This window comes from Micromonospora sp. WMMD964 (genome assembly GCF_029581455.1).
Taxonomy (GTDB): Bacteria; Actinomycetota; Actinomycetes; order Mycobacteriales; family Micromonosporaceae; genus Micromonospora.
The window spans coordinates 1,806,798-1,818,881 of sequence record NZ_CP120860.1 but is presented as its reverse complement, the minus strand read 5'-3'; the positions used below and the strand labels follow the sequence as shown (position 1 = coordinate 1,818,881).

Sequence of the window (12,084 nt, the reverse complement as noted above, 5' to 3'; positions counted from 1 at the left end):
ACTCCACTTTGTACGATCTGTCGCTCCGGTCAGTCGAACACGTCCCTGCCGTGCGGTAATTGACCGACAGCAATCATCGGGCACCTGCCCGGGGCTGTCTCGTCTCTCAGAGAGGAACGGGGATGCAAGGATCCTTGCGTAAGGCTGCCCTCGCAGCGGCTTTGTCGATCGTCGGTGTGGCGGGTGGGTTGGCCCTGGCGGCACCCGCGCACGCACAGGTCGTCGAATCCGGTTCGGTCTCCTTCAGTGGCGACCCCGGCGACTACATCACCGGCGGTGGCTCCTACGCGTACTCCACCGACGACGGCGACCAACTCACGACGAGCGGTTCGGCCGACAACAGCCGCGTTTCGGTGAGCATCAGCGGCTACAACGGCGACTGGTGGTCGGTGAACTTCGACGCGCCCGGCAGTGCGGCGCTGGCTCCGGGCACGTACGAGGCAGCGACCCGTTACCCGTTCAACGGGGCCGGCCCCGGCCTCGACCTGTCCGGCAACGGGCGCGGCTGCAACGAGCTGACCGGCACCTTCACGGTCATCAACGCGGTGTTCGGCCCCAACGGCTACGTGCAGACCTTCGACGCCACCTTCGAGCAGCACTGCGAGGGCGGGACGCCGGCTGCCCGCGGCGAGGTGCACATCGCCAACCCGCCGCCGCCCGCGCAGCTGGAGCTCGAACTCGCCGTGGCGACCGACGGCATCGCCAACCGGGTGAACGGCAACGCGGTCCTGCACGGCACGGTGACCTGCAACGTGCCCGCCTCCGTGACGATGGACGGCACTGTCACCCAGGTCGTCAAGAAGGTGATCGTCCGCGGCAGCTTCTCCACCCACGTCACCTGCACCCCGGGCAGCCCGACCCCGTGGACGGCCGCCGCCGTCCCGGGCGGCACCACGCCGTTCGCCAAGGGTCTGGCTGAGGCCGTCACCGAGGCCCGCGGCTACGACACCGAGTACGACGAGTACGTCAGGGTGAGCGACACCACGACGGTGAAGCTCACCCGGTCCTGATCCGTCCACGCCTGGCGGCCGGCACGGCCCGGCCGCCAGGCGCCACGGTCACTCGACTGGGCCGGCCCTTCAGGTCGCCGCCCACGCCAGCTTCCTCGTAGGCCGAGACAGCAGTTGGCCCGGATGCCGTCGACCGACATCGACTCGATGATCAGCGCCGCGGGTGCACGAGTCGAGGAGAACCCCCGGGGATGGTCGGATAACCTGCACGGGTGCCTACACCGCTTCCGGCCGTGAGCCCGACTCGCCGGGGACTGTTGGCGGCGGCGACGCTGGTGATGCTCGGGTCGGGGGCGTGCGCCGAGGCCAAGCCGACGTCCGGGGGGCAGCGCGGGCCTGATCCGGAGCTTCTCATCGACGAGCTGACCGCGAGCCTCTCCCGGGACAACCCCTACCGTGACCCCGACACGGGGGAGCGAGCGGCGGCCCGCCGGGCAGCGCGATCCCTGGTCACCGGTCCGAGTGACGGCGCCGATGTGGACCAGATCTTCGATGATCTCGGCTTTCGGGCGCACCGTGGTACGGACCCGGCCACCGGCCGCCCGTTCGACCTCTACCTCGCCACCGGGTCCGACGATCGTGCCTGGGGCGCCGTGCTGGTGGATCGGAGCGCGACTCCGGGTACGGTCATCGAGGTGCCGCACCCCGGCTTCGACATCAACACGGAGAAGCTGGGTTTGGCGGTGCACCGGAAGGTGCCGGCCAGCGTGCTGCTTGTCGCCGGGGCCCATCGGCAGGCCGCCGGCGGCGACGCGGACGTCGCCCACAACGATCGGTCGCTGTTCCACACCCTGGCTGCCGAGTTCGCCAAGAGCGGCCTCGATCAGATCCAGCTGCACGGCTTCGCCGACCGGAACCTGCCCTCGTCCGACGCGGTGGTGTCGACCGGTTCGGCTCCGGTGACGCCGGTGGCCCGCCGGATCGCGGACGGTCTCTCCGGGTCCGGCCTGAGCACCTGCCGGGCGTGGGCGGAGAAGTGCGGCCAGCTTGAGGGCAAGACCAACGAGCAGGGCCGCGCCGCGGCAGCGCTGGAAGCCGTCTTCATCCACCTCGAGCTGAGCTGGTCGGTCCGGCGGGACGCCGAGGCCCGGAGCCGCGTCGCGACAGTGCTCGCGGAGCAGCTCACCGTGGCCTGAGCCGGTGCCGGGTCGTTATCGAGGTCAGAGCCGGCGAGCCGTCCGCCAGCGCAGGGCCCAGTAGCCGGTGCCGTCCAGGATGGACTCACCACCCAGGTCACCCATGGTCGGGCCGTTGGCGGTGGTACGGCTGGAGATGAACCGGTGGTGTCCCCGGTCGTCCACGCCGAGGTACATGCCGGAGTGCTCGATGTTCGCGCCCTGCACCGGCCCGGCGTTGAAGAACAGCAGGTCGCCGGGGAGCAGCCGATCCAGCTCCCGGGCCCGCTTGCCGGTGTTCGGCATCAGCAGAGCCCCTGGTCCCACCGAGGCCATCGCCGTCGCCCGCCGGGGCAGGCCGGGGCCGGCGTTGTTGGTGCCGAGCAGCGGATAGCCCATCCGGTAGCCGTAGACCATGCGCAAGAAGCCGGAGCAGTCCAGGCTGCGGATGTGCGACGGGGTCGGCTTCTCCTTCTTGTCGGGGAACTCCCACGACAACCCGAGATAGTCGTAGAAGTCGGAGTTCTCCGCACGACCGTCCGGATCGATATCCGAGAGTGGCCCGAAGGCGGCGTCGCCGGAGTACTGCCGACCCTTCGCATCCTTCTTCGGCTGGGCGACGTAGGTGTACTCCCGGGCCACCGCCAGCACGTCCGGTGAGCGGTCCGTGCGAGCCTTGGCGAACCAGTCGGTGAACCACTTGTCCTTCTCGGCGCCCGCCCGCCACTCCCGCGGGGCCAGTCGCACCCAGAACTCGGTGGGCACCTTGGCCTTGGTGAACCGTGGTTCGGCGAAGGTCCGCTTCGGGCCGCTGATGTGCACCGTACGGGCACCGTCGGTCATGATCGCAACGGTGTTTCCCTTGGCGTCGAGCATCTGCGTCCGGTCCGGCGCGGTCAGCCGACGGTAGCTGTAGCCGGACGAACTCGGCGCGGCGGCCTGGGCGGCCTGGGCACCGAGACTCAGCTCGATCGGGTCCGTCGCGGAGTGCCGGACGGCGACGTAGGTGAAGGTGCTGCCACCGGTCAGCAACGCGAAGGCGGCGACGGTCATCAGCAAGGCCCGGCCGCGGGAGTAAGTGCGGTAGTTCATGCCTGTCCCTTTTCGGTGATGACGGCCTCAGGTGACCGGCACGAAGCCGGCCACGACGCCGCTGAACGCCACGCCGTAGGTGATGACGGTGACCATGACGGTGGCCAGCACCGTTGCCTTCGGCGGCTGCCGCACGAGCTGGTAGGCGATCAGGCCGGGTGCCACGAAGCCCAGGGTCTGATGCGCGAAGAGCAGCGGCAGGTCGCGTTGGACGATCACGAACAGCGTCATCTGGAGGAGGACGCTGAGCAGGACGATCGCGGCGAAGAGGCGCTTGCCGTAGAGAATCACGATGCGCTGCATCACCTTGGTGAGGGCGTACGTGACGACCGTCATGACCACGATCACCGCGGCTTGCAGCGGGTCCTCGATCAGCGCGAGCGCGATCCAGCCCGGCGTGATCATCCCTCCGGGCGACAGGTTGGTGGTCAGATAGCAGAGCAGCGCGAAGACCAGGCCGATGCCGAGGCAGGCGGTGGCGAGCTGGGCGCTGAGTTCTCCTCCGAATGTCACCGGCGGGTCCTTCCCAGGAACACGGTCTCGCCGTCCACGTCGAAACTGCGCGCGGTCGGCGGACGAAGCATCGATTCGGCCTGGGCGTGGTCCTGCGGTTCCCAACTCGGTAGGGCGGCCAGCTCGTGCAGCAGCACCTCGCCCTGCCCGTGGATGTTCCCGACGGCGACGATGGACCCGTCCCCTGTGGTTACCGCCATCACCTCGCTGACCAGCCGCTCTGGCGGGAGCTTGCCACCCAGGTCGACCACCCGGCTCTGTAGGTCGGCGGGCACGTTGACCCGGGCGCTGCGGGTCATCTCACCGATCAGCACGATGTGCTGCGGCTGGACCCGGCCGGCGAGCGTACCCATTTGTCCGTTTCGCTCCATCCGGTCCGGCCGACAGTTGATCACCATGGTCAGCGGCTGGCTGATCAGCCGTTGCTTCTCAAGCTGTTCGATGTTCATGTACGTCGACTCCGGGTCGTTGGCGGCGAAGATGTTGGCGAACCGGACCCGCTTGCTGCCGTAGAGGACTCGGGCCACCGAGAGCACGCCGGGATCGGGCGGCGCCGACCACATGCCGTTGAGCGCGCTGCGCCGGTCGACGCCGAGCTGTTCGGCGACGGCGAGCGCGATGGCCACGTTCTCCTTGAAGGTGATCCAGCCGAAGCCCGCCATCTCCCGATCGGTCACCGACTCCGGGTCGACCGCGATCAGCTGGCAGTTCCGCTTGGCGGCCTCCTGCTGGAGGATCTCCAGCCGGTCCTTCTCCGCGGTGATGCAGATGCCGCCCTCGGGCATCGACCGGCTCAGCGAACGAGCCACATCGTCGAGAGTCGGCCCCATCTCCGCGAGGTGGTCCTCGCGGACGTTGCAGAGCACCCCGATGGTGGACCGGATCAGCTTGCTCTGGTTGATCTCCTGCAACGCGGGCATGACCGCCATGCACTCGATGACCAGCGCATCCGGGTGGTAGACGGCGGCTCGGCGGACGATGCCGATCTGTTCGACCACGTTGGCGATCCCGAACTTGCGGTGAACCGGCTCCTCGCTGGCGTCCGGGAAGATGAACCGCGCGGCGGTGCCGGTGGTCTTCGCCACCACGACCTTGCTGCCACCGCGCAGCGCACCCGCGCAGAGTCGCGTGATCGAACTCTTGCCACGGATCCCGTTGACCAGCACCCGGTGCGGGATGGTGTTGAGGTTGCGGTTGTGGTTCCGCTGCTCGATCACGCCGGCCACCAGCAGCGCGAGGCAACAGAGGCTGTAGACGGTGTAGAGGTAGAACATGCTCAGCCTTTCATCGCCCGGCTGCGTGTCCCGGCCGCGTGCCGGACGCGCGCAAGGACGGTGGTCCGATCGGTGCCCGCGCCGCGTAGCCGCAGCGCTCCACCGAACCGGGCGGACCCGGTGTGCCGGACCTGACGACAGATCTCCAGGCACATCGCGATCGCGCCGATGTCGTCGTGCCGCTGCGGCGGAACGGGCAGTTCCACGGTTCCATCGCTCATCTGCTCGGCGAAGGAGCTCAACCTCCGCAACGGGCGGACGAAGATGTAGAGCTGCCACACGTGGGTAAGGAGGGCGATGCCCACCACCGCACCCGCCACCAGCAGGGTCCAACGCCGCTCCACCATCGCCGGCAGGCGCAACCCGGCGACGTCCTGCTCCAGCACGACGGCCCATTCGAGGTGGGCGACCGTCTCCGGCGCGGTCAGACCGGAGGCGGCGACCAGCGCGGGGGCCCCGTCCTCGGTGGTCGACTGACCAACCGTGCTGCCCGGGAGTACTTCGACGGCGATTTTCCGGGCCACCTCGCCCTGGAGCGGCTGGAACGCCCGGAAGCCCTCCGAGTCCAGAATCGTCCGCAGCTCGGCGTCGACGACCCGGACCCGGCCGTCGACCCGACGGACCAGCCCGAGAAGGCGGTCAGGGTCGAACTCACCGACCACCGCGTAGCCGTCAGCACGCTGGTTGAAGGCGTACACCAGTGGCAGGCGGTCGGCCGTGTCGTCGAGGTGGATGCCGATCTCGCCGGGCAGTGGCGCGACAGCCCGCAGCGGATCCCGACCGGCGCCGGCCACCACCTTGCCGTCCCGGTCGACCAGGTACAACGCCCGGAGCCGCTGCTCGTCGGCGAGTTCCCGATCGAGCGTCCGATCCGCCTGCGCGAGATCCTTGACGGGCACCCCCTGCGACACCCTCGAGACGGTGGCCAGGCCGTCGTCCAGCAGGCGCCCCAGAGCGTTGCTGGCCTCCTCGGCCCGGTTCTCCTCGTCCCGAACCAACTGCACTGGAATCGTCGGGTCGGAAGCCTGCAACGCGAGCGCCGCGGCCGCCGCCGGCCAGAGCATCGCGACCACCACGGCCGCGGTCAGGCCCTGCAGGACGGTCGGTCGCCACCGCCGGTCCGGTGGGTACTGGTCGCCGGAGGTCAGCGCCAACGCCCGCGCGATCCGGTGGGCCTCGCGAATGCGCATCGGCGCGCGGTGCCGCGTCATCGCGCCGCAGGCGTCGGCCTTGGCCTGGTCCAGCAGCGCCCGGACGGGCCGGACCAGGGACTTGCGCATGAGCAGGAAGCTGAGCAGGGTCACGACCAGCAGACTGAGCCCGAGCACCACCCCCTTGGTGCCCGAGGTCCCCACGCTCAGTTCCGAGGCGAGCAGGGAGACGACCACGAGGCCGCTCTCACCCACCGGCGCGGACGACACCACCAACCTGCGGTCCGCCCACTCCTTGACGATCACCTCACGGCTCTGCGGCGAGTCGGTGCCGGCCAAGCCGGCGAAGACCGTCGGCAGGTGTACGGCGTCGACCGCGTTGGCCCCCTGCATCAGGCTGCTCTTGCCGTCGGCGGTGATCATGTGAATGCCGTGCCCGGCGTCGGGGTTGAGCCGCAGGTTCCGCATGGTGACCGGATGGGTCGCGAGCAGCGCGCGGGTGTCGTCCAGCGGGACGGAGTAGACCAGCGCGGGGCCGTCCGCCGTGGTGACGGCGACCGTCTTGTCGCTCTGCAGCACCGGTGGCAACAGGTCGATCGGGAGCGCCGCGCCCTTGGCGGCAAGAGGTCGCCGGGAGGCGGTCTCCACGATCGCCGCCCCGGCGAAGCCGGTGCCCGGGTCGATCAACCGGGTGAGTAGGTCGGCGTCACTCGTGGTGCCGCGCTCCTGCACCGTCCGGTCCAGCTCGGTCGCCCGACCTCGGGCCTCGACCTGCATGCCCGACGCCAGCTTCGACACCACGTCACGCTGGGAGTCGACGACAGCCGGGAGCACCCCGCGCTGGGCGCTGACGGCGAACCCGAGGATCGCCACGGCGACCACGAACATCGTGGTCCAGAGATAGACCAGTGAGGGCGCGCTGGTGCCGGCCGGGAAGGCCGCCGCCGGCAACTGCTGGTCCAGCGCCCGTCGCCGCCACGCCAGCAACTGTTCCTGCTCATTCGCGGGCCCAGCTGCCGACTGCCACGGCGCGTACTGGGCCGACCTGCCTGACACCGAAACGACTACCTTCCCCCGTGGAGCTGCGCTCTGGACCGCGATCCATCCAGCTCGTCAGCCAGGCACAGCCGCCGGCCGTCGCGAATGCTAGCAAGGTGCCCAACCCCGCGAGCTGGGCCGATGTGGATCGGCTCTCGGCCGGATCGTGGCCGCTATCGGCGGGGCACCCCGCGCACCACCAGGCCCGCCGCGCCGGCTGCCCTGGTCAACAGGTTGCCCTCGATGCGCTCGACCGCGGCCTCGTAGATCCGGCGTCGCCCCGGGGACAGGGCGGGATCCGCCATCGCCCGCTCCAGATCGACCAGACGGATGTCCGGATTGAGATCCACGAAGGTGGGGATCGCCTCGATGGCCACCACCTTCCACCTTTTCGTCTTACCTGCCGGACCAAACGTCACCCGGGTCATCGCACCGTCACGGTTGGCGTTGACCGGCTCGGCGTGCCGGGCGATCTGGTTGCCCATCCCGTAGACGATCCAGGTGTCGCCGATCCGCTCCACCGGCTGAACGACGTGCGCGTGGTGCCCGAAGACAACGTCCACGTCGTCGATCGCGGCGATCTGGCGGGCCCAGGTCTGCTGGTCGACGTCCGGCTCGTGCTCGTACTCGGTGCCCCAGTGCAGGCTGACCACCACGATCTCCGCGCCCGCCTTCCGCGCCGCCGCCGCGTCCCGCCGGATCGCCTTCACGTCGATCAGGTTCGCCACCCAGTCCTTGCCGGGCGGCGGGCGCAGGCCGTTGAAGCTCTTGGTGAAGCTGAGGTGCCCGATCTTCACGCCCTTGGCCTGATAGATCTTGGCGATGCGGGATTCCCGCTCGGTCCGGTAGCTGCCGGTGTGCCCCAGCCCCGCCTTGTCCAGCGCATCGAGGGTCCGCTTGACACCGTCGTACCCCTGGTCGATGGTGTGGTTCGAGGCGGTGGAGCAACCGTCGTACCCGACGCTCTTGATGCCCTTGAGCACCTCCTGCGGCACGCTGAACTTCGGGAAGCCGATGTACGGGCCACCCGGCGGTGCCAGCGCGGTCTCCAGGTGACACAGGGCCAGATCCGCGCTGGAGACGGTTTCCCGCACCGGTGCCAGCATCGGGCCGAAGTCGAGCTCGCCGCCACCGTCGCGCCGAGCCTGGTCCCACAGCTCGGGGTGCGGCAGGATGTCCCCCGCGCCGAGCACGGAGACCGTACGGCCGGCGACCTCCACCGGGGCGCCCACCGGACGGGGCGGGGCAGGTGGTCCGGCCGTTTCGGTCGACCAGGGCCCGAGGACGTAGATCGCACCGACACCGACCGCTAGCGCGATCACGCAACTGAGGGTCGCCCGTAGCGTGCCGGAGAGCCCGCCGCTCGGCTGAGAATTACTCGCCACCGCGACAGGCTAGTACGCGCCGGCGCGCCGTCCGGGGGTCAGCCCACCGGTCACCGTCGCTGCTGACCGATACGACCGAGGCGGGCAGCGTGACAGGCGCTCGTTCGACCGCAGTACCACTCCAGGCGCTCTCGTCGGTTCCCGACTCGGGTACGGCTCCAGGTACATGGCCGCCTCCGACCCTGGTGCCCCAGAGCAGCCGGCCATCCGGTCCGTTCGCGCGATCGGCGGTTACTGATCTACGGTCCACTTCCATGGTGGTGAGCGGTACGCAGGTCAGTCTGCTGGGCCCGGTCGGGCTGACCGTGGCAGGACGGCGGGTCGAGTTGACCGGCAGGCAGCAGGCGTTGCTCGGCGCACTGGTGCTGGAGGCCAATCACGTCGTGTCCGTACAACGGATCACCGACCGGATCTGGGGAGATGATCCGCCCGTCTCCGCCGCCGCCAGGGTACGAGCCCTGGTGGCGGAGCTTCGTCGGGCCTGCGGGCCGCGGGGTGCGACGTTGATCGAGACCAGAAGCCCGGGTTACCTGCTGCGGGTGAGTGACGGGGAGTTGGACGCGGCGTCGTTCGTCGAACGGGTGGAGTCGGCCCGCCGGGCGGCGTTCGAAGGTCGTCCGGCAGAGGCCGTCGCCGACTACGACGCGGCGTTGACCCTGTGGCGGGGTGCGCCGCTGGCCGGACTGCGGGGGCCGCACGTCGAGGCCGAGGCGGTACGGCTCACGGAACACCGGACGGCGGCCCTGGAGGGACGCGCCGAGGCCATGCTGGCACTGGGTCGGCTGCACGAGGCGGTGGCCGAGCTGACCCGGCTGGTCGCGGAGGACCCGCTCCGGGAGAGATCCCAACGGCTGCTGATGCTCGCGTTGCATTCGGGTGGCCGGGCGGCCGAGGCGTTGAAGGTGTACCGCGACTTCCGTACCCGCCTGATCGCGGAGCTCGGGTTGGAGCCCACCGAGGAGCTGCGGAGTCTGCACCAACGCGTGCTGGCGGGCACGCTGGAACCGGCCGGTCCGTTCCCGCCGGAATCGGCGAGGATTCCTCGGCAGTTGCCCGCCGACATCGGACGGTTCGTCGGCCGGGAGGCGGAGCTGAAGCAGCTCGACTGGTTGGCCTCGGGGGCGGAGCGGATCGTGCTGGTGGTCGGTCCCGCCGGCGTGGGGAAGACCGCCCTGGCGGTGCGCTGGGCCCACCGAGCCGCCGACGACTTCCCCGACGGCCAACTGTTCCTCGGCATGCGCGGCTTCGACCCGGGGCAGCGGATGTCTCCCAACGAGGCACTGCCGCTGCTGCTCCAGGCCCTCGGGCAGGCCCCCCGGGACATCCCGGCGGACCTTCAGGCTCAGGTGGCGCTCTACCGGTCACTGCTCGCGGACCGACGCGTCCTGTTGGTGCTCGACAACGTCGCGACCGCGGAGCAGGTCCGGCCGATCCTGCCCGGCGGTGCCGGCTGCCTGGTCGTGGTGACCAGCCGGGACCGCCTCGGCGGCCTGGTGGCGCGAGAGGGAGCGAGCCGGCTCGGCGTGGCGGCGCTCGAGCCGCAGGAGGCGCAGGCACTGCTCGCACACGGGGCCGGTACCGACCGACTGCGGGCGGAGCCGGAGGCCGCGGCGCGGCTGGCGGCGCAGTGCGGTCACATGCCGTTGGCCCTCTCGATCGCCGGGGCGCGGCTGGCCGAGCAGCGTTACCACACGGTCGGCGACTACGTCGCGGAGCTGGCCGACCGGGGCAGGCTGGCCCGGCTCCGGGTCGACGGCGACGAACGCACGGCGGTCCGGTCCACGCTGGACCTCTCCTACCGGGCACTGCCCGCGCCGGCCCGCCGGATGTTCCGACTGATGTCGCTGGCTCCGAGCGGCGGTCTGGCCAGCGCCTCGGCGGCGGCGCTGGCCGGGGTGGACCGAGGCGAGGCGGAGGAGTTGTTGGACAGCGTCGCCCGGGTACACCTGGTGACCGAGGTCGGCGTCAACCGGTTCGCCGCCCACGACCTGCTGCTCGAGTACGCCGCGGAGCGGGTGGCCGAGGAGGACTCCCCGACCGAGCGGCGACAGGCCGTACGGCGACTGATGGCGTACTACCTCTACTCGGCTGTGGAAACGGCACGAGCGGGCGGCTTCTATCTGATCTCGCCCCCGCCGGACACGATCCCGCCCCACGTCACGCCGGAGTCCTTCCGGGACAGGTCCCACGCGCTGGCCTGGCTCGACGAGACGTGGGAGGAGATCACCGCCGCGGTACACCTCTCGGCCGACCTCGACTCCAGGCCGGTGGCGTGCCTGCTGGTGATCGCCCTTCAGGACTACCTCCACCACTTCCGGCCTCTGGCCGAGTCGGTGCGGATGGCGACCATCGGGTTGGCGGCGGCCCGACGCGCCGGCGACCTGGGCGGCCAGGCCGCGATGAGACTGTCGCTCGGCCACGCCAACTGGCGGATGACCAGGCTGGTCGCGGGCCGGGCGGAGTACGAACGGGCCCTGGCGCTCGCCCGCCGGGCCGACTGGCGGCGAGGCGAGGCCGACGCGCTGCGCGGCATCGGCGTCACCCTGAAGCAGCTGGGCAGGCCACGGCAGGCTCTGGCCCGGTACCGCAGGTCGATCCGGATCGACAATGCGTTGGACAACGCACGAGGTGAGTCGTCGGGGCTGAACAACCTCGCCTCAGCCCATCTCGCCCTCGGCCGACTCGGCCCGGCCCAGCGATGCCTCACCGCCTCCCTTCCGTTGGCCGAACGGATCGGAGACCTGAACATGCAGTCGATCGTCCTGGTGAACCTCGGGCTCGTCCGGCAGGAACGGGGACACCTGGCGGCGGCGTTGCACTGGCTGGAGCGCTCCCTGGCCGTCGCCCGGGACGCCGGTCTGCCCTACGGCGAGGCGATCAGCTTCGAGGCTGTCGGTCGGGTGCACAACGACGCGGGCCGCTGGTCGCTGGCGGCCGACGCACACGGCGCGGCGCTCCGCGGCGCCTGCCAGGCGGAGAACCTCAACTGCCAGGTCGATGCGCTGATCGGACTCGCAGAGTCGGCGATGGGAGAGGGTCGGATCGAGGCCGCGCTGGGGCGGCTGGCGGCCGCCGTCACCATCACCGACCGCACCGGCCACCACGCCGGCCGGGTCGAGTCGCTGGTCGGGCTGGCCCGGGTGACTCTGGCCGGCGGTCAGCCGGGCCAGGCGCGCGAACACGCGACCGAGGCGCTCGGCCTCGCCGCTCAGGGCAGCCCGTTGGTGTTGGGCAAGGCGTACGCGACCCTGGGGGCCGCTCTCGTGGCACTGGGCGAGGGGCCCGCGGCCGTCGCCGCGTGCCGACACGCCCTGCGGGTCTTCCGGCGGACCGGGCAGTCGCTCGGGTACGCCAACGCGCTGGTCCCGCTCGGGCGGGCGTACCGGCTCACCGGTGCCGAGCGGGCCGCCCGCTCGGCGTGGGGCCGGGCGCACCGACACTTCGTCGAACTCGACATTCCACGTCAGGCGGAGACCGCCGCGCTGCTCGCCTGACCGGCGCCATGC

8 protein-coding genes are annotated in these 12,084 nt (G+C 70.7%); 3 read left to right on the top strand and 5 right to left on the bottom strand.

Annotation, left to right across the window (positions count from 1 at the left end; genetic code table 11):
- Window positions 1–161: 161 nt before the first annotated feature.
- Window positions 162–1,010, top strand: coding sequence for a hypothetical protein (locus O7616_RS08560; RefSeq protein ID WP_282306325.1), 849 nt, complete (start codon window positions 162–164; stop codon window positions 1,008–1,010).
- A 212-nt stretch (window positions 1,011–1,222) separates the two neighbouring features.
- A complete protein-coding gene (locus O7616_RS08555; protein WP_282306324.1) occupies window positions 1,223–2,146 on the top strand; it encodes a hypothetical protein in 924 nt (307 codons plus the stop codon).
- Window positions 2,147–2,170: 24 nt separating this feature from the next.
- Here the strand turns inward: O7616_RS08555 and O7616_RS08550 are convergent, their stop codons facing one another.
- The 5 genes from O7616_RS08550 to O7616_RS08530 form a co-directional block, all read right to left on the bottom strand.
- A complete protein-coding gene (locus O7616_RS08550; protein WP_282306323.1) occupies window positions 2,171–3,217 on the bottom strand; it encodes an NlpC/P60 family protein in 1,047 nt (348 codons plus the stop codon).
- A 27-nt stretch (window positions 3,218–3,244) separates the two neighbouring features.
- Window positions 3,245–3,730, bottom strand: coding sequence for a poly-gamma-glutamate biosynthesis protein PgsC/CapC (locus tag O7616_RS08545; protein ID WP_282262729.1), 486 nt, complete (start codon window positions 3,728–3,730; stop codon window positions 3,245–3,247).
- Complete coding sequence (pgsB, locus tag O7616_RS08540; protein WP_282306322.1) at window positions 3,727–5,004, bottom strand: poly-gamma-glutamate synthase PgsB; 1,278 nt, start codon at window positions 5,002–5,004, stop codon at window positions 3,727–3,729. The genes O7616_RS08545 and pgsB overlap by 4 nt, the downstream gene beginning before the upstream one ends.
- A 2-nt stretch (window positions 5,005–5,006) precedes the next feature.
- On the bottom strand, window positions 5,007–7,211 hold the full coding sequence (locus O7616_RS08535; protein ID WP_282306321.1) for a HAMP domain-containing protein: 2,205 nt from the start codon (window positions 7,209–7,211) through the stop codon (window positions 5,007–5,009).
- 155 nt (window positions 7,212–7,366) lie between these two features.
- Window positions 7,367–8,578 (bottom strand): CapA family protein, encoded by a 1,212-nt coding sequence (locus O7616_RS08530; protein ID WP_282306320.1) that lies wholly within the window; start codon window positions 8,576–8,578, stop codon window positions 7,367–7,369.
- A 254-nt stretch (window positions 8,579–8,832) separates the two neighbouring features.
- Between O7616_RS08530 and O7616_RS08525 the strand changes: the two genes are divergently transcribed.
- The gene (locus O7616_RS08525; protein ID WP_282306319.1) at window positions 8,833–12,072 is read left to right on the top strand and encodes a BTAD domain-containing putative transcriptional regulator; all 3,240 of its coding nucleotides are present in this window, start codon (window positions 8,833–8,835) and stop codon (window positions 12,070–12,072) included.
- Window positions 12,073–12,084: the final 12 nt, after the last annotated feature.

Coding starts and splice junctions, on each gene's coding strand:
- O7616_RS08525 (WP_282306319.1), top strand. CDS start 8,833: ATGGTGGTGAGCGGTACGCAGGTCAGTCTGCTGGGCCCGGTCGGGCTG.
- pgsB (WP_282306322.1), bottom strand. CDS start 5,004: ATGTTCTACCTCTACACCGTCTACAGCCTCTGTTGCCTCGCGCTGCTG.
- O7616_RS08550 (WP_282306323.1), bottom strand. CDS start 3,217: ATGAACTACCGCACTTACTCCCGCGGCCGGGCCTTGCTGATGACCGTC.